Source organism: Rhizobium terricola, from assembly GCF_012927355.1.
GTDB classification, from domain to species: domain Bacteria; phylum Pseudomonadota; class Alphaproteobacteria; order Rhizobiales; family Rhizobiaceae; genus Allorhizobium; species Allorhizobium terricola.
Map to the genome: position 1 here is coordinate 228,714 of NZ_JABBGK010000002.1, position 17,679 is coordinate 246,392.

Sequence of the window (17,679 nt, forward strand, 5' to 3'; positions counted from 1 at the left end):
GGGACCTTCAGGCCCCGCCCCGGCGGGAAACCCAGGCCGGAAGGATCTCGCTGGCGAGACGGGCCGGTTTCTGTCCGGCGGCGAGTTGGCCAAGCGCCATGCCCGACTTGGCCAAGGCGATCGCCTGACGCTTGGGCAGGAGAAGACCGCATTCCAGCGGCGGCAGGCGCCGCACGATCCGCTGGTAGAACGGGCGGCGATGGTGACGGGACGGAGAAAATCGGGCGGGCGTCTTGTTGAGGGCGACATATTCGCCGACCTCGTCGATCCAGCCATGCAGCGGCCGCGCGCCGGCTTCGACCAGCAGCACCCACTCGCCGCGCACAGACCGCAGGACATCCTTCAGATCCCACTGCACATGAAAGCGGCAGCCGGCAGCATCGGCCACCCGCGACGAGCCGTCGCGAGAGCCGTGATCGAGCACGACCACGTCGCTCACCAGCCCCTCGACCGCCCCGGCGACGAGCACCGAAAGCGTCTGGGCAAGTTCCGCCTCCTGATCGCGGCACTCGAGGATAACTGTCAACATTCACTATCTTTATCGCATCGCACAAACGATTGCCACAGGCTGTTCGCTCATTTTGTTCTTGCATTGTTCTCATTTCCGCGGTAGGAATTTAATCATCGAGACGGGGCGATCGCCCTGCGAGGAGCAAACATGAACGAGCTGTCCCATGTGGCGCAGGCTGCCTTCCAGCCTGCCAATACGGCAGATATTGCCGACGCACTGGTCGCCTCTTCCGGGCTGCGGATCGAGGTGGATCGCCGCCGCGGCCGGGCCGCCGGCATGAACCCGTCCGGGCGCTTCGAGACGCAGGATCGGGTCGCGCTCGACGACGGCTGGTCGACACTGGAGGACATGCCGCCCTTCCGCACCGAGGTACAGGTGGAACGGCCGCGCAGCGTCATCACCCGCAATGAGTCGCCCGACATTCCCTTCGACCGTTCGATCAATCCCTATCGGGGCTGCGAGCATGGCTGCATCTACTGCTTCGCCCGCCCGACCCATAGCTATATGGGGCTTTCGGCGGGTCTCGACTTCGAAGCGAAGCTTTTCGCCAAGCCCGACGCACCGCGGCTTCTCGAACGGGAACTGGCCAAGCCCGGCTATAAGCCGCGCACCATCGCGATCGGCACCAATACCGATCCCTATCAGCCGATCGAGCGGGAATGGCGCATCATGCGCCAGATCCTCGAAGTGCTGAACAAGGCCAACCATCCGGTGGCGATCGTCACCAAGTCGGCACTCATCCTGCGCGACCTCGACATCCTGTCCTCGATGGCGTCGCGCGGGCTTGCAAAGGTGGCCATCTCGGTGACCACGCTCGACCGTAAGCTCGCACGCACGATGGAGCCGCGGGCGGCCACGCCGACGAAGCGGCTGGAGGCGATCCGGGCGCTATCCGAGGCCGGCGTTCCGACCGGCGTACTGATGGCGCCGGTCATTCCGGCGCTCAACGACCACGAGATCGAGCGGGTTCTGGATTCGGCCAAGGCTGCCGGGGCGAACGAGGCCGGTTACGTGCTGCTGCGTCTCCCTTACGAGGTCAGCCCGCTGTTCCGCGACTGGCTGCTGCAGAACTATCCGGATCGCTATCGCCACGTGATGTCGCTGGTACGCTCGATGCGCGGCGGCAAGGATTACGACGCGGAATTCGGCAAGCGCATGAAGGGCGCCGGCCCCTATGCCTGGCAGATCAGCCGCCGATTCGAGATGGCGACGAAGCGGCTCGGCATGGTTCGCCGCAGCATGCATCTGAGGGACGACCTGTTCGTTCCGCCGGATGGCAGCGGCGTGCAGCTGTCGCTGCTCTGAGATGTCCTTCCAGGCCTTGCCTGGGCCGGTGCTGTTCTGAGGCGCCGGGCAGGCCCGCTCTCAACGGACAGGGTCGCGAACGGGCTTCCGGGTTGCGTCCCGTCATTTTGTGAAATTTCCGGTGCGGCCCGCCGCCTCGCGCCGGAATACAAGTCCCCGGCTGCCGCCTCGGCGGTCGTCTCCCCTGCCGGCCGCCGATGCCGGGGACTTGCAGGAGATCGGGTGCGCGTGCGATTTCTGCCGCATGAAATCTCGCACGCCACCCGATTCTCCCGATCTGTTTGCCGACCTTTCCGCCGGGCCGAGCTTCGAGTTCGAGCAACTGGCCGAGCGACGCGGGCTTTTTCCGGTTGCGGGGACGGACGAGGCCGGACGCGGGCCGCTGGCCGGGCCGGTGGTTGCGGCCGCGGTCATCCTCGACCCGATGAATACCCCGCCGGGGCTCAACGATTCGAAGAAGCTGTCCGCCTCCCAGCGCGAACGCCTGTTCGACTCTATCCTTGAAACGTCGATCGTCTCGATCGCATCATCCTCGCCGCGCCATATCGATCGGCGCGACATCCGCAAGGCGAGCCTCGACGCCATGCGGCGCGCGGTTGCCGGTCTCGCTGTCGCGCCGCGCCACGTGCTGGTCGACGGACGCGATGTGCCGCCAAGCCTGACAGTGAGCGCGCAGGCACTGGTAAAAGGTGACTCCCGGTCGCTGTCGATCGCCGCGGCTTCGATCGTCGCCAAGGTGATGCGCGACCGCATGATGGCGCGCGCCGGTCTCGTTCATCCCGCCTATGGTTTCGAGATCCATGCCGGCTACGGAACCGAGCGTCATCGCAGCGCGATCGCCGTCCATGGCCCCTGCTTGCTGCACCGCATGAGCTTCAGGCCGCTACGGATGGACGACGCCGCCGATTGAGGCAGGGCCTGACGCCCGCTCCAACCATCGCCATGCGCCACGATCTCTTGCCCAAAGCCCGGCAGACCGGGTGCCGCTAGTCACGAACAAACGCCGCCTCCGCCGACCTCCAAGAAGAGGGCCGAGAGCCGTCGAGCGGGTAAAGAAAAAGCCCGGTCGCAGCCGGGCTTTCTCATAATTCAGATCGATCCGAAAACCTCAGTTGAGGCGGGCCTTGACCTCACCGACAGAGCCCTTGAAGAGCTTGTCCTGCACGGCTGCGTCAGTCTTCTTGGCGAGCACGGCCTCTGCGGCGGCGATCGCGAGATCGACGGCTGCAGAGCGCACGGCGTTCACGGCGTCGGCCTCAGCCTGCTTGATCTTCTGTTCGGAGAGCGCATTGCGGCGCGCCACGAACTCTTCGGTCTTCTGCTTGGCTTCCGCCGTCAGTGCGGCAGCTTCGCGTTCGGCCGCGGCAACGATGCCTGCAGCTTCGGCTTCAGCTTCCTTGCGCTTGCGCTGGTATTCGGCCAGCAGGTGCTGGGCCTCTTCGCGCAGGCGCTTGGCTTCGGCCAGCTCGTCACGGATCTTGTCGGCGCGGGCGTCGAGCGACTTCGCCACCATGCCCGGAACCTTGAGATAGACGACCAGGGCCAGGAACAGGACCAGGCCGACGAAAGCGAAGAATGTTGCGTCGAAATGCATGGATCAAGCTCCCTGCTTGCCGGCTACGCCGCTGACGGCTGCCTTGATGTCGGCTGCGGTCGCCTTGGTCCCGATCAGCTGCTCGACGATCGAACCGACGGTGTCGACGGCGATGGTATCGACTTCAGCAAAGGCCTTGGCCTTGATGTCGGCGATGCGGGCCTCGGCTGCGGCAACCTTGCCGGCGAGTTCCGCTTCGACGGCGGCGCGCTCGGCATCTGCCTTTGCCTTGGCATTGTCACGGGCGGTCGTGGCGATCTGCCCGGCCTTGGCCTTGGCAGCGCTGAGCTCGCGCTCGTAGGTCTCGATGGCCGCATCGGCCTCCGACTTCAGCCGGCCGGCTTCGTCGAGATCCTGGGCGATCCGGTCATGCCGGTTTTCCAGGATGCCGCCAACGCGCGGAACGATGACCTTCTGCATGAGGATGTAGAAAAGGCCGAACGTGAGCACCAGCCAGAGAAGCTGCGATGCATAGGTCGACTGGTCGAATGGCGGGAAAACGCCACCACCATGCCCTGCGTCGTGGGCAACGCCGGTTTCCGTATGGACTTCGCCCTGTGCGGGGGCTTCTTCCGTATGGACCTGGCCCTCTGCAGGAGCCGCTGCCGCGGGGGTCTGGCCCGAAGCCGGGGTTTCCTCGGCATAGGCGGGGGTCACGAACATGCTCACCTCCAGGTGTATTCTCAAATGCGAAGGATCACGGCCGCCCGGTGGCGAGCCGTGACCCCAAAACCCGGCCGGTATTAGACGGCGAACAGGAGGAGGAGAGCGATGAGCAGCGAGAAGATGCCCAGAGCTTCCGTAACGGCGAAGCCGAATACCAGACGGCCGAACTGGCTGTCAGCGGCAGACGGGTTGCGCAGGGCGCCCGACAGGTAGTTGCCGAAGATGTTGCCGAGGCCGAGAGCCGTGCCGGCCATGCCAAAGCAAGCCAAACCTGCGCCGATGAACTTTGCTGCTTCCGCTTCCATGAATGAACTCCTTCGAGATGGTTGTTGCGGCGAATGACAGGCGCCGGACTGGCGCCGATGTCGGTTATCCTTAGTGCCCGCCCGGGTGTATTGCGTCGTTGAGGTACATGCAAGTCAGTACCGCGAAGACGTAAGCCTGCAGGAAGGCGACGAGGAACTCGAGACCGGTCAGGGCGACGGTCATGATGAGCGGCAGGATCGCGCCGCCGATGCCGACCGCGCCGAGCGCGCCCAGCGAGGCGACGAAGCCTGCGAAAACCTTGAGCGTGATGTGTCCTGCCAGCATGTTTGCGAACAGACGAACCGACAGCGAGATCGGACGCGACAGGAACGAGATGATTTCGATCATGACGACCAGCGGCAGAAGCGCACCGGGAACACCGCTCGGCACGAAGATCTGCAGGAAGTGGAAGCCATGCTTGTAGAAGCCGTAAACCAGCACGGTGCCGATGACGAACAGCGCCAGCGCGAAGGTGACGATGATCTGGCTGGTGATCGTGAAGAAGTAAGGAACCATGCCGAGCAGGTTCGCGGTCAACACGAACATGAACAGCGAGAAGACCATGGGGAAGAATTTCATGCCGTGGCTGCCGGCGCCTTCGCGCAGCATCGAGGCGATGAATTCATAGGACATTTCGGCGACCGACTGGGCGCGGGTCGGGATCAGACCGCGGCTCGAGGTCGAGAAATAGAGGAAGGCCGAGGCGCAGGCGACGGTCGCAACCATGAACAGAGAGGCATTGGTGAACGAAAAATCAATCCCGCCGACCTCAATCGGAACAATCTTCTGGATCAGGAACTGATGAGTCGGATCGTTTGACACCGTGTGGTCTCTTTCGCTTTTTGCCCGCCCGCGGGCGGAGGTCTGCCTGTCTTGCGCTTCGCGGCCTTTCAGCCGGCGTCGCGCTCATTCTTTGTTCCCGTGTCGCGGTCAGCCGGATGGGGCGCCGCAACCATGCCCGCAGAGCGAAGCACATTCAAAACACCGGCACAGAACCCGAGCAGCAGGAAGACGATCATGCCCCACGGTGCCGTGCCGACAAAACGGTCGATAAGATAGCCCAGGATCGCACCGACGACGATGGCGGAGATGAATTCGCTCGAGAGCTTCATGGCCTGAGCATAGCCCTTGCGGCTTTGCTCGGCGCGCTGCTCGGCGGCCTCTTCACCCCTCGCCTCGATGCCCTTGTCCGCCAAGTTGGCAGACAGACGTCGGCGACGCTCTTCCAGACTTTCCTCACGGTGACCGGTCATGGCTTCCTCCCGTCCTCTCTGCTTTTCTCCAAGCCTCGTAGGGCCTGTCAGCAATGTAGATACGGCAGGATCTGAACCCTTCCAGCCCGTCTTGAAGTCGGGCGCACCATAATTTTGAGCGCCCCCATAGTCAAGGCATTGGAGGGCCAACTTTCACCACAAATTAACCGCGGAAAATCATAGACTTAAGTCGAAAGCACCGAATCTTTGCGCAACGCGGCCGGCAAAACGGGTCACTTGGCCGCAACGATGGGTGTTTTTTGACGGTGGTCAGCTCCAGCCGCCGCCATAGGTCCGGTAAAAGACATGCAGGCCGATGCGGCCGACCTTCTTCATCGTGCGACCCCAGGCCGGGCGGACGTAAAGCGCATGATAGTGGGTCGCGGATCCGACTTCCTTCAGCCAGATCTTGCCCGCCGTCACGGCGAGCGCCACTTCACGGGCAACTTTCCAATGATATTCGGAGTTTACCCGATCCTTGATGTTGTCGCAGGCAAAGGAAAACTGGCAGCGGTTGCGCCAATCCTCGTTCTGGTAGACGACGCCACAGATGGTGTCAGGATAGGCCGGATTGCGTACGCGATTGAGAATGACCTGGGCGACGGCCGCCTGGCCCTTCACCGATTCGCCACGCGCCTCGAAGTAGATGCCGGAGGCGAGGCATTGCTGTTCTCGGGCGGAAAACACGGATGGCGGCAGGACGGACGCGGCCCAAGCATGATCGTCCGGGCCGATCTTCGGTGAGAATCGGCCGGTCTCGGGCTTCGTCGAGAGAATCGCATCGAAGGGCGAGACACGGGAAAAATCAGGTTCGGCCGGCGCATAGGCGGTCGCCAGCACATCCGCGTCACGGTTGGTGACGAGCGAGGCGAGCAAGGCCGGGACACCGACATCCGGCGCGGGTTCCGACTTCTTGAAATAGAAGCTCGCCAGTTCGACCGGCTTCGCCTTGGCGCGGGTGAAGGCGGTCAGCTCGTCGGGCACCTTCTTCGGATCCATCAGAGACGAGGTGCGCTGGAGGATCGACCCGGCCGTGAATGCCCTCGGCGGCAGCATCTGCTCGACGGCGACCACCCTGCCCTTCTTCTGGCCACGGGTCACGCGATCCTCGTCCGGCAAGGGATTGGTCTCGGCCTTGCCACCGTCGAAAGCGATCTTGCGGCCGTCCGGCAAAAGGATGCCACTGTCCTTGTTGAGGGCGGCGGAGGCTTCGTCGGAAGAGAAGGCGAGTTCGGCCTGATGGAGCGAGCCGGCCGGCGATGCGGTCAGCACCATGCGCCAGTTGCTCGTGCCACGGTCGAGGCCGGCGATCAGGCCGGCAAGATCAGCCTGGGCGGCCATGGACGGAAAGGCAAGCCAGGAAGCCAGGCCAAAGACCAGCGGGGACCCCCAACGCTCGAAAAACGAGGCGGACCTTTTTAGCAGACGACTTCTCGAACGCAAAACCGGTACTCCATACCTGACCACGGTTACATTAGAGAAATATCGTCCATTAACCTTGATGCTTGGTTAATGAGCAGACTTCGGATCGGAACGGCACGCGCAAAAAAGCCGCCGGAAGGCGGCGGCTTTCTCAACTCTTCGTGAGCGGACGCAGGCGTCAGATGATGACGTGCGATCCCAGCTCCACCACGCGGTTTGCCGGCAGACGGAAATAGTCGGACGGATCGGCCGCAGCATTGGCGAGGCTGATGTAGAGCCGGTCCTGCCAGTAAGGCATGCCCGATTTCGCATCCGGCACGAGCTTGCGGCGGCCGAGATAGAAGGAGGTCGACATGATGTCGAACTTCAGCCCGCCGCGGCGCAGGTTGGCAAGCGCCTTCGACACGTTCTGCGTTTCCATGAAGCCGAAGCGGATTTCCACCCGGCTGAACCGCTCGGACAGCGTCTCCACCACGAAGCGCTCTTCCGCCGTGGCGCGCGGGCGGTTCACCGTCTTGATGGTCAGGATGATGTTGCGCTCGTGCAGGACGTGGTTGTGCTTCAGATTGTGCAGCAGAGCCGCGGGCGCGGTTTCCGGGTCGCTGGTGAGGAAGATCGCCGTCCCCACGACCGCGGCCGGAGCGTGGTCGCTCTTCTTCTCGACAGAGGTGATGAAGGGCAGCAGCGGTACGTCGGCATGGCGGGTCTTGGCGAACAGGATGGCCGTGCCGCGGCGCCAGGTCCACATGACGATGGTGAAGCCGCCTGCGAACAGGACCGGCACATAGCCGCCGTCATGCACCTTGAGCATGTTGGCGCCGAGGAAGACCAGTTCCAGTGCGAAGAGAGGCAGGAGCAGCACGAGCGCCGTCGTCGCCGACCACTTCCAGCGGGTGCGGACGAAACGGAAGGCCATGATCGTCGTGACCACCATGGCGCCGGTGACCGAGATACCATAGGCGGTGGCGAGCGCTTCCGAGCTCTGGAAGAGCATGACGAGCGCCAGGACGCCAAGCAGCAACAGGGTATTGACCGACGGCAGGTAGATCTGGCCGGTGTGCTTTTCCGACGTGAAGAGGATCTGCATGCGCGGCAAGAAGCCGAGATGGATCGCCTGGCGCACGAGCGAAAAGGCACCGGTGATGACCGCCTGGCTGGCGATGATGGTGGCGAAGGTCGCCAGGATAACCACCGGCAGCAGCGCCCATTCCGGGAACATGAGGAAGAACGGATCCGACGCGGCTTCAGGATGGTTGAGCACCATGGCGCCCTGGCCGAGATAGTTCAGCACCAGGGCCGGGAAGACGAGCACGAACCAGGCCCACTGGATCGGCTTGCGGCCGAAATGGCCAAGGTCGGCGTAGAGGGCTTCCGCACCGGTCACCGTCAGAAAGACGGCACCGAGCACGACAATGCCGAGGAAGCCCTCGCGCATCAGGAACTGCACGGCATGCCAGGGATTGAAGGCGGCCAGGATGCCGAAATCCTCGGAGATGTGCACGATGCCGCCGAGTGCCATGACGACGAACCAGATCGCGGTGATCGGTCCGAAGAATTTGGCAACCGCACCCGTTCCGCGGGACTGCACGGCAAACAGCGCGATCAGGATCACTACGGAAATGGGCACGATGTAGCCATCGAACTGCGGCGTCACCAGCTTGAGGCCTTCGACGGCCGAAAGCACCGAGAGGGCCGGCGTGATCATCGAGTCGCCGAGGAAGAGCGCCGCCCCGACCAGACCGAGGATCATCAATACAGCGCCATGACCGCCGACATTCTTGGACAGGAGTGCGAGCAGCGACAGCGTGCCCCCCTCGCCTTCGTTGTCGGCGCGCAGCAGAAACAGCACGTATTTCAGCGTGACAATGATCGTCAGCGTCCAGATGATCAGCGAGATGAGGCCGATCACCTCTTCACGCATGATGCCGCCGTCGGCGATCGGCTTCAGAGCCTCGCGAAAGGCGTAAAGCGGGCTCGTGCCGATATCTCCGTAGACGACGCCGACCGAGCCGAGTGCCAGGCCGAAAAGGCCGTGCACACTCTTCTTAGTCTCCGGAGTCTCGCAGGTTTCTTGGGTCATGGGGATCACAGGCTCGTCAGAGCCAGCCTTTCCAGCGGAAGAACAGGAACGGAATGACGGCGGACAGCAGCATCGCGACCAACGCGAAGCCATATCCGAAGGTCCATTCCAACTCGGGCATGAAGTGGAAGTTCATCCCGTAGATCGAGGCGACCAGGGTCGGCGGCAGGAAGACCACGGAAGCGATCGAGAAGATCTTGATGATAGCATTCTGCTCGACATTGATGAGGCCCAGCGAGGCGTCGAGCAGGAAAGTGATGTTGTTCGAGACGAAGGCAGCGTGCTCGGAGAGCGACTGGATATCGTGGGCGACAATGCCGCAGAGCTCCTCCGCCTCACGGTCCTCGCGAACCTTCGGCAGGGAGCGCAGGAAGGCAACCATGCGGGACAGAGAAACGAGGCTGTCGCGCGCCTTGCTGACCAGCCGGTGATGGGCGGCGATGTCGAGCAACTTGTCTTCGAGGAAGCGGGGCGGGCGGCGCTTGGCCGCCTTGCGATCCACGAAGACTGTCGCCGAAAGCTCATCGATGCGGGCGACGCCGGCTTCGAGCACCTCGGCCGTGCGATCGACGATCGTCTCCAGAAGTCGCGCGAGAAGTTCCGCACCGGTGCGGTACTTGCCCGGCATCCGCAAGAGCGCGGCGCTGAACAGGGCAAAGGCGCGCGGTTCGGCATAACGAATGGTCACCAGGCGATGGCCGGCCAGGATGAAGGCGACGTCGGTGATTTCCGGCAGGTCGCTTTCAGCCTTCCAGACCAGCGACCCGGTCATATAAACGCCACCATCTTCGACATAAAGACGGCTGGAAGGTTCGATGTCCTTGAGGTCTTCGCGGGTCGGCAGAGGGATTCCAAAAAGCTTCTCGACGAGGGCTTCCTCGGCAAGGTCCGGATTGATGAGGTCAAGCCACAGGCTATCGGCCTCGAGCGCCTGTCGCGGCTCGGCGGCATTGATGATCTCGGCCCTTCCATCCAGGTGGTAGGCTCTGATCAAGTTGCAGACACTTTCATAGCGCCCTCAGGGTCCGTTTCGGCGCGCGAGACAAACACCTCTTCAGAAAAAAAAGCAAGCAGCATTTCGCAGCAGCGAAAGACTCGGGCAGAGCAGACCCGACTCCCAGCCCAAAAAAGGCCCGCTTCCGGTCGTCGTCCGCTTGATCTGGATCAAAGCGACGCTGCCTTCGCGTCATACTATTCCAGCCGTCGGGGCTGGGAACCGATGGAGGATGCAATGAACGACAAGTCGTCCAATTTTCTTCCGAGTCTTTGGTCTGACAATCCCTTTGCCGATCTGCGCAAGGAGATGGATAAGGCGCTCGAAAGCTTCTTCGGCAAGCGGGGCTTGCCGGGTGAGGCAGAGGGCGAAAAATTCATGGCGCCGTCGATCGACGTCGCCGAAAATGAGAGTGCAATCACGCTTACCGCGGAACTGCCAGGCATTTCCGAGGAGGATGTCGACCTTTCGATCCACAACGGCGTTCTCACCCTGAAGGGCGAGAAGAAGATGGAGAAGAAGGACGACAAGGACAATTATCACGTCGTCGAGCGGCGCTATGGCAGCTTCCAGCGGTCCATGCGCCTGCCGTCCAGCGTCGATGAAGCGGCCGTCGCCGCGAAGTTCGACAAGGGCGTGCTGACGGTCACCATGCCGAAGAAGCCGGGAACGGCTCCTGTCGAGCGCAAGATCGCGATCGAAAAACAACAATAGATCGCGCAATCCCGCCGCCCCTATCCGCCTGGGGGCGGCGGTCGATTTTCCAGGTGGCGGTTACTTTCCCGGACCCTATTCGAAGACGATCGACGGCGCAGCGCGACCGGCGCGGGCTTGTACTTCCTTCCAGACCTTGGTGGCGATGTCACGATAGACCAGCGCCTGCGGCCCCTCCGGATCGGAGACGACAACCGGCGTGCCGGCGTCGGAGGTCTCGCGAATAGCGATCGTCAGCGGAACTTCGCCGAGGAAGGGTACTCCGATCGTTTCCGCCTCGGCTCGCGCGCCACCGTGACCGAAGATGTCATAGCGCTTGCCGGTGTCGGGCGCGATGAAGTAGCTCATGTTCTCGACAATGCCCAACACCGGCACCTCGACCTTGTTGAACATGTTGAGGCCCTTGCGCGCATCGATGAGCGCGAGATCCTGCGGGGTCGAGACAATGACTGCACCCGAGAGCGGAACCTGCTGGGCCATGGTGAGTTGGGCATCACCGGTGCCTGGCGGCATGTCGACCACCAGAACGTCGAGAGCGCCCCAGGCGACTTCACGCAGCATCTGCATCAATGCCGACTGGACCATCGGGCCACGCCAGATCATGGCGGTTCCCTCATCGACGAGGAAGCCCATCGACATCGCCTTGATGCCGTAGTTTTCCATCGGCACGATGATGCGGTTCTCGATCTGCTGCGGACGGCCGCTGATGCCGAGCAGGCGCGGCATAGACGGGCCATAGACGTCGGCGTCCAGGATACCGACCTTCAGACCGTTGGCCTTCATGGCGAGAGCGAGATTGACGGCGGTGGTCGACTTGCCGACGCCGCCCTTGCCCGAGGCCACGGCAATGATCGCGCCAATTCCCGGAATGGTCTGCTTACCCGGCCGGGACCCGCTCGGTGCGGGCGCGTGGCTGTGGCCATGGGAATGGGCAGGCGCAGACGCCTGCGGCCGGGGCGGCGGCGTGGAACCCGCCTTGCGTTCCGCCGTCAGGCTGACGAGCGCACCCTTCACGCCCGGCACGGCCTTGACCGCCCGTTCGGCGGCCTGCCTCAGCGGCTCGAGAGCATCGGCGCGATCGGAGGGCACGGTGATCGAAAAATAGACCTTGCTGTCCGAAATGAAGACGTCGGAGACGAGACCGAGGCTGACGATGTCGCCCTCGAGATCCGGGCCGCGAATGGCCCTCAGGGTCTCCATAACCTGCTCTTTCGTGACTGCGCTCATACCACCCTCTCGCGATGCGACCCCAAAACCGGGGCGTCGGAGTCTAGATAGTGGACACGGCAGGCTTCGCCAACCCGAAAAGCTCGGCGGATACGGTCGTGGGTTGCGACCAAATCGCCCGGGGGGTGGACTGCGTGAGAATCCGGTCGACAAAAAAGGAAAGCCGCCGGCCGCGACGTCCGGAGTGGCGGACGTCAGCAGCGGCGGCTTGCCTTTGTCGCACCCTTGGCGGGTGCTGGCAGCGTCCCCTCTGGACTTGTCATTGAAATGCAGAAACCGTGCCAACTTGCGAACCACAGAGAATCATCGTTTATTTTCAAAGACTTAAGGCAAAACAGGCCGTTCCGGATGCTTTTCGACGCTCATTCTCCCTGCCTTCGTTTTGTGCGGCGCAGCAGGCGGCGCGCAAAAATCAGGCAATGGAGGTTGGAGACTGCCCGGCAATGTAGTCATCGAGACGATCCGGATCGAAGAGGCCGCGATCGAAGAAACCGTCCGGCCCGAGGACCATCCGGCCATTGGCGGCCCCGACGTCACGGGCTTCCGGCAAGGCGCCCTCAACCTTGAGGTTGGCGCCCGGCATCGGCGCGAAGACAGGCTTCAGGGCCTGGCGATAGAGATCGGGGCGGTAGCTGTCGCGGGCGATCGCCACATGGAGCGGATGGTGGGCGCAATCGCCCCAGCGCACCATCTGGCTGTAGAACCACAGGGCGTGGCTCTGCCAAGGAAAGGTCGCGGCTTTCTTCTCGAACTGGACGAAATCGGTCGTGGTCACCACGCGGCCCGCTTCGACACCCAAGATGCCGGTCAGGCCCGGCAGCAGCAATTCCCCCCGCACGTCGAGATATTGCCGGGCGGCGAGTACGCCGGCCAGTTCCTCGATGTTGGCGGGATTGGCGCACCATTGCGCGGCCCTGTAGAGCGCGCGCAGCAGGGCCTGCAGCAGAAGGGGATTGGCCTCGACCCAAGGTTCCGACAAGCCCAGAACCTTGTCCGGGCCGGACCGCCATATCGCCGAGGTCGTGGAAACGATGCAGGCCTGCCCGCGTTCCACAGCGAGGCTCGCCCATGGCTCGCCGACGCAGCAGCCGTCGATCATACCGTTTGACAGCGCGACCGGCACTGGTGCCGGTTCACCGGAAATGGTCTCGACATCGCCGATCGGGTGGATGCCGCTGGCAGCCAGCCAGTAACGCAAGGCAAGATTGGCGCCGGAGAGACGGTGGCCGACGGCGAGGCGCAGCCTCGGCGATCCGATCGCTCGCCGCCGACGCACGACCGCGGCAAGCGCTGCTCCCGCTTGTGCCGGGTCGAGGTCGTCGGAAAGGCCGACTTCCTTCATCTCGTCGTGGATGGGGCCTGCGATGACGATCGCGTTGCCGCCGAGCCCGAGCGCCATCGGCGCAACCATCGGCACGGCGAGCGGCGCAAGTCCAAGATTGGATCCTATGAGCAGCGGGCCGGGCATCTGCGCGCCGGCGAACTGGCCCATGAGGACGCGGTCGCGCACCTGCGTCCACGATGTCTCGCGCACCAATCTCAGATCGAGGTTCTCGTCGCTGGCGAAGCCTCTTTCAACCGCGACCACCAGGATGGCGCTGTCGAGCAGCGGAAGGAAGCCGAGGGTGATCTGCGGTCGGTTCGGCATCCGACGGCGGTCGCGCCTACTTGATGAGCCCGAGCCGCAGCGCCTTGGCGACCGCCTGCGTCCGGTTCACCGTATCGAGCTTCTTGGTGGCACGGTTGAGATAGTGGTTGATGGTGTGTTCCGACAGCCCGAGGATTTCCGCGATCTCGACGCTGGTCTTGCCGGCGGCGGTCCAGTTCAGGCAATCGATCTCGCGCTCCGTCAGCATGTCCGTGGCGCGATTGTCGAGCTCGCGTATCTCGGCCAGGCGGTTGTAGACGTGAACCGATAGATACATGAGTTCGATCATCTCGGCCGGCGTGAAGAGCGCACGATCGCCGGCGAAGGAGACGGCGCCGCGCATGCCGGATGCATCGTGAACCGGGAAATAGGCGCCGCGGGGCATGCGGAAGCGCTCGAACAGGGAACGAGAGAGATCCGTCGTCTGCGCGTCGCGCTGCTTGGCTACGTGGGCGATATCATAGGTGAAGGGCGCAGTCGCGGTGCGCAGGCGCGTGAGGATCGGGCTGGTGGGCAAAAGCGCGGTCTGATCGAATTCGGAGAGCAGATCCGCAGGCCAGTTGGTAATGATCGAACTGCTGGAAAGGTCCAGCGAGGTCGCAGAAGGAAGGTTCAGCACCATGAATGCGCGCGCACCATAGTTTTCGGTCAGCCGCTTCATGAAATGGAAGACGTCGAACTGGGTCTTGAACCCGCTGATATCGGCGACGTAACCGGCAATCCGGTCCGCACCGTCAGTTTCATTCACACTCATCGGATAAATTTTCTTCGCAAGACCCCAAAATCAGCAAGCGACAAATTCTTCTCCCCGTTCCGAACACGCACTCCACGAATCTCCGCCAACGGTTGCATCGCCGGCAATATTCCCTCTTGAAGCACGTTCGGACCACGCATGACAATCGTCAAATTAAAGCCGCCCTCTGGCGTTTCCCCCTGCGTGCCACGGGGTTTGCCGCGGCCAGTCTTTTTTCCGATACCGAAAAGGAAGAGCTTTATCGACTGCAATGTGCCGGCAGTCCCGATCCCAGTCGAATCCGGCTTGCCATGGGTTGGGACAATAGCCGCAGATTCGCGTAACAGTCCAGCAGCCAACTTTATTTTACGGTAAACCCCTGCCAATAAGGGGCTCACGGCCTTACGCACTGCAAAAAGGCCTAGACCAGGGAGCGGACATGGCGTCACAACATTCGTTTGCCGGCAGCATTCTCGACGAGGAGCGCCTGGAGCTCGGCGAGGGACCGACCTATGACCCGGTGGCGAACTGCCTCTGGTGGTTCGACATCATGGGGCGGAGCCTGAAGCAACATGAACTCGCAGACGGCACGACGCGTTCGCATGCCCTGCCCTTCATGGGTAGCGTGATCGCCCGGATCGACGGCAAGCGTCACCTGATCGCCTCCGATCAGGGACTTTTCCTGCGCGATTCGGCGACCGGCGCCCTTAGCCTTCACGCGGAACTGGAACCGGCGAGCCGCGGGACCCGCTCCAACGACGGCCGGCTGCATCCGAGCGGCACATTGTGGATCGGCACGATGGGCAAGACCGCAGCAACCGGCGCCGGCGCGATCTACCACGTGGCCGGAACGACCGTGACGCGGATCTTCGATGCGGTCAGCATTCCGAATGCGATCTGCTTCTCTCCCGATGGTTCGGTCGGGTATTTCACCGACTCCAAGGTCAACCAGCTGATGCGCGTGCCGGTCGATCCGACCACCGGCCTGCCGACCGGGCCCGCCTCCGTTCTCGTCGACGGCCGCGACATGCCGGGCGTCTTCGACGGCTCGGTCTGCGACGCCAACGGCCATATCTGGAACGCACGCTGGGACGGCGGTTGCCTCGACCGGTATGATGCGCAGGGGAACCATATCGCACGCTACGCCATGCCGGCACGGCGCGTCACCTGCCCCGCCTTCTTCGGCAACAATGCTGACCGGCTGATGGTCACCTCCTGCTGGGAGGGGCTCGACGCGACGGGGCGCGAGGCCGACAACCTGGCCGGCGCGACCTTCGAACTCGGCATTGCGGTCAAGGGTCGGATCGAGCCGGCGTTCCGCCTCTGAAGATTTGAGAAACCGGGACGCGGCGGAGGCATTGATCGCCGCCGCGATCCTAATAGACTGAAAATGTTCCCTCTTGCGGCAAAAATAAACCTTGCCGCGGTTCGGGAACGATCATCGGCACCGGGCATTTTCCTCTCGAACCGACGCAGGCAGCCAAGCCTCTCAAGGCAAGCGATCCGCGTCATTCGCAAGACTATCTCAGAGGAAAGGTAGCCCACCATGAAGAAGACCCTCAACACCTTTGTCGCCGCCGTCCTGCTTGGCTCGACCGCCAGTGCACCGCTCGCCTATGCCCAGGACGCCACCGCTCCGGCAGCGCCCGCGCCTGCAGCAGGCACCGAAGCACCGGCCGTCGTCCCGACCGACAAGGCTCCGGACGCTGCGGCAAGCAGCACGACGACGACCACCACGACCGACGGCACGACTTCGACCGCATCCAGTGCGACCTATCTCACCGAACAGGGCGAGACGCAGCTCAGCGCCAACGAGTTCATCGGCACTTCGGTTTACACCGCTGCTGACGAGTCCATCGGCGAAATCAACGACCTGATCATCGAAGACAAGGGCGGAATCGTTGCGGCCGTGATCGGCGTCGGCGGTTTCCTCGGGATCGGCGAAAAGGATGTCGCCGTTCCGATGGACAAGATCACGGTGACCCGCGACGCCAATGACGGCGACGAACTGCGCCTGACGACGGTCGAAACGGCCGAAACGCTCAAGGCTGCGCCGGAGTTCAAGACCCTGGAACAGCAGGCCGACGCCAATCCGGCCGTGATGCCGACCGACAACACCACCACCTCGTCGACGGTTACCAAGTAACCCGGAACGCGGGACGTGTTGTAAGTCCCTGAAGGGCGGCGCCTCGGCGCCGCCCTTTCCCGTGTCCAGACACATGCGGTCGCGGGGCTTCCGCACAGACCGACAGACCGAAGTTTCGCTTCCTTTGCCCGCTTGCAGATGATAGAAATACACCTATTGCGAGATTTTCTCCGATAGAGCGAGTATGCGGGATGCCTTTCAGAATACTCACCGGTCGCTTCTTCTGCGTGAACTATTCGCCCGATGGCGATACGATCCGGTTTTCACCCGATCAAATATCAGATCTTGGATCTGCTGGATGGCGTCCCACCTGAAATCAACAAGCGCGGGCATATCTCTCTCCGCCTTGAAGGGATCGACGCGTTGGAGACCCATTTCGAAGGCCGCCATCAGCCGTTGAACCTGGCCAATGCGGCCCGCAACGCACTGCTGGACTTCGTCGGGATCCGCAACGTTCAGTGGGATGCGAATGCCGGGAGCGTCATTGCAGCCGATGACGGATCGCCGGGCTACATTCTTGCCAGATCGACGGACAAATTCGGGCGCGTCATCGCGTTTGCATTCGCCGACGTGGCACCGATGGCCACGGGCAGCGAGATCTTCGCCAAGGCTCAGGACCTCGACAACAGCGTCAATATCCATCTGCTGTCGCGTGGCTTCGCCTATCCCACCTATTACTGGACGCTCTTCGCCGAACTGCGCGAGCATCTGACTGCGAGTGTCGACGCAGCACGCGCGGCGGGGCTTGGCGTTCACGCAGTCGATGCAACGAATACGCTCTCATCCATCGTCAATATCGGTACGCTCACGGACCAACTGGTGTTGATGCCGAAGCTGTTTCGACGTGCCTCCGCTTATGTTGCGGCGGCAGGCACGATCATCGGCTTCAAGGCAGCGCTCGAGGCCAATCAGGAGCCGGTCTTCGATCTGCGCGACAAGAATTTCACGCATTTCGATACGTTCGTCACGGAACAGGGCGATCAGATCGCCCTCACCCGTCGGCCGGAAGAACTGGTCTTCGACCCGATGCCCGAGCGCCCCGGCGGCGAATTCACCGCCATGATGAACGATCAGGGCTAA

18 protein-coding genes are annotated in these 17,679 nt (G+C 62.8%); 6 read left to right on the plus strand and 12 right to left on the minus strand.

Going from position 1 to position 17,679, the window contains the following annotated elements; genetic code table 11:
• Nucleotides 1-7 precede the first annotated feature (7 nt).
• On the minus strand, nt 8-529 hold the full coding sequence (locus HHL25_RS10855; RefSeq protein WP_169590228.1) for a glycosyltransferase family 2 protein: 522 nt from the start codon (nt 527-529) through the stop codon (nt 8-10).
• 129 nt (nt 530-658) lie between these two features.
• Between HHL25_RS10855 and HHL25_RS10860 the strand changes: the two genes are divergently transcribed.
• On the plus strand, nt 659-1,816 hold the full coding sequence (locus HHL25_RS10860) for a PA0069 family radical SAM protein (protein ID WP_169590230.1): 1,158 nt from the start codon (nt 659-661) through the stop codon (nt 1,814-1,816).
• Between the two features lie 244 nt (nt 1,817-2,060).
• Nucleotides 2,061-2,726, plus strand: coding sequence for a ribonuclease HII (locus tag HHL25_RS10865; protein ID WP_169590233.1), 666 nt, complete (start codon nt 2,061-2,063; stop codon nt 2,724-2,726).
• Nucleotides 2,727-2,924: 198 nt separating this feature from the next.
• On the opposite strand, the gene HHL25_RS10870 is transcribed toward HHL25_RS10865, so the two are convergent.
• The 8 genes from HHL25_RS10870 to HHL25_RS10905 all read right to left on the minus strand — a co-directional run bounded on the left by HHL25_RS10870 (nt 2,925) and on the right by HHL25_RS10905 (nt 10,131).
• A complete protein-coding gene (locus HHL25_RS10870; protein ID WP_169590235.1) occupies nt 2,925-3,410 on the minus strand; it encodes a F0F1 ATP synthase subunit B in 486 nt (161 codons plus the stop codon).
• Nucleotides 3,411-3,413: 3 nt separating this feature from the next.
• Nucleotides 3,414-4,073, minus strand: coding sequence for a F0F1 ATP synthase subunit B (locus HHL25_RS10875; RefSeq protein WP_169590237.1), 660 nt, complete (start codon nt 4,071-4,073; stop codon nt 3,414-3,416).
• Nucleotides 4,074-4,153: 80 nt separating this feature from the next.
• Nucleotides 4,154-4,381 (minus strand): F0F1 ATP synthase subunit C, encoded by a 228-nt coding sequence (locus tag HHL25_RS10880; RefSeq protein ID WP_046796018.1) that lies wholly within the window; start codon nt 4,379-4,381, stop codon nt 4,154-4,156.
• A gap of 70 nt (nt 4,382-4,451) precedes the next feature.
• On the minus strand, nt 4,452-5,204 hold the full coding sequence (locus HHL25_RS10885; RefSeq protein ID WP_169590239.1) for a F0F1 ATP synthase subunit A: 753 nt from the start codon (nt 5,202-5,204) through the stop codon (nt 4,452-4,454).
• A 68-nt stretch (nt 5,205-5,272) separates the two neighbouring features.
• Nucleotides 5,273-5,635, minus strand: coding sequence for an AtpZ/AtpI family protein (locus tag HHL25_RS10890; protein ID WP_169590242.1), 363 nt, complete (start codon nt 5,633-5,635; stop codon nt 5,273-5,275).
• Between the two features lie 270 nt (nt 5,636-5,905).
• Nucleotides 5,906-6,976 carry a cell wall hydrolase gene (locus HHL25_RS10895; protein ID WP_169590244.1) on the minus strand — a complete coding sequence of 357 codons (1,071 nt, stop codon included), beginning with the start codon at nt 6,974-6,976 and terminating at the stop codon, nt 5,906-5,908.
• 259 nt (nt 6,977-7,235) lie between these two features.
• Entirely contained in the window at nt 7,236-9,137 is a 1,902-nt protein-coding gene (locus HHL25_RS10900) for a potassium transporter Kup (protein ID WP_169590247.1), read from the minus strand.
• Nucleotides 9,138-9,153: 16 nt separating this feature from the next.
• Nucleotides 9,154-10,131, minus strand: coding sequence for a magnesium transporter CorA family protein (locus HHL25_RS10905; RefSeq protein ID WP_169590249.1), 978 nt, complete (start codon nt 10,129-10,131; stop codon nt 9,154-9,156).
• Between the two features lie 237 nt (nt 10,132-10,368).
• Here HHL25_RS10905 and HHL25_RS10910 point away from each other — a divergent pair, with 237 nt between their 5' ends.
• Nucleotides 10,369-10,845, plus strand: a complete 477-nt coding sequence (locus tag HHL25_RS10910; protein WP_169590251.1) for an Hsp20/alpha crystallin family protein — start codon at nt 10,369-10,371, stop codon at nt 10,843-10,845.
• Between the two features lie 75 nt (nt 10,846-10,920).
• Here HHL25_RS10910 and HHL25_RS10915 read toward each other — a convergent pair whose 3' ends face one another.
• From HHL25_RS10915 to HHL25_RS10925, 3 genes are all read right to left on the minus strand, one after another.
• Nucleotides 10,921-12,072 (minus strand): Mrp/NBP35 family ATP-binding protein, encoded by a 1,152-nt coding sequence (locus HHL25_RS10915; RefSeq protein WP_169590254.1) that lies wholly within the window; start codon nt 12,070-12,072, stop codon nt 10,921-10,923.
• 412 nt (nt 12,073-12,484) lie between these two features.
• Nucleotides 12,485-13,720: a CmpA/NrtA family ABC transporter substrate-binding protein gene (locus tag HHL25_RS10920; protein ID WP_169590256.1), complete on the minus strand. Its 1,236-nt coding sequence runs from the start codon at nt 13,718-13,720 to the stop codon at nt 12,485-12,487.
• Nucleotides 13,721-13,736: 16 nt separating this feature from the next.
• The gene (locus tag HHL25_RS10925; protein ID WP_169590258.1) at nt 13,737-14,474 is read right to left on the minus strand and encodes a helix-turn-helix transcriptional regulator; all 738 of its coding nucleotides are present in this window, start codon (nt 14,472-14,474) and stop codon (nt 13,737-13,739) included.
• A gap of 418 nt (nt 14,475-14,892) precedes the next feature.
• On the opposite strand from HHL25_RS10925, the gene HHL25_RS10930 reads away from it, so the two are divergent.
• The 3 genes from HHL25_RS10930 (at nt 14,893) to HHL25_RS10940 (ending at nt 17,679) form a co-directional block, all read left to right on the plus strand.
• Nucleotides 14,893-15,780 carry an SMP-30/gluconolactonase/LRE family protein gene (locus tag HHL25_RS10930; RefSeq protein ID WP_169590260.1) on the plus strand — a complete coding sequence of 296 codons (888 nt, stop codon included), beginning with the start codon at nt 14,893-14,895 and terminating at the stop codon, nt 15,778-15,780.
• A 219-nt stretch (nt 15,781-15,999) separates the two neighbouring features.
• Nucleotides 16,000-16,599 carry a PRC-barrel domain-containing protein gene (locus tag HHL25_RS10935; RefSeq protein WP_169590262.1) on the plus strand — a complete coding sequence of 200 codons (600 nt, stop codon included), beginning with the start codon at nt 16,000-16,002 and terminating at the stop codon, nt 16,597-16,599.
• A 363-nt stretch (nt 16,600-16,962) separates the two neighbouring features.
• Nucleotides 16,963-17,679: a hypothetical protein gene (locus HHL25_RS10940; RefSeq protein WP_169590264.1), complete on the plus strand. Its 717-nt coding sequence runs from the start codon at nt 16,963-16,965 to the stop codon at nt 17,677-17,679.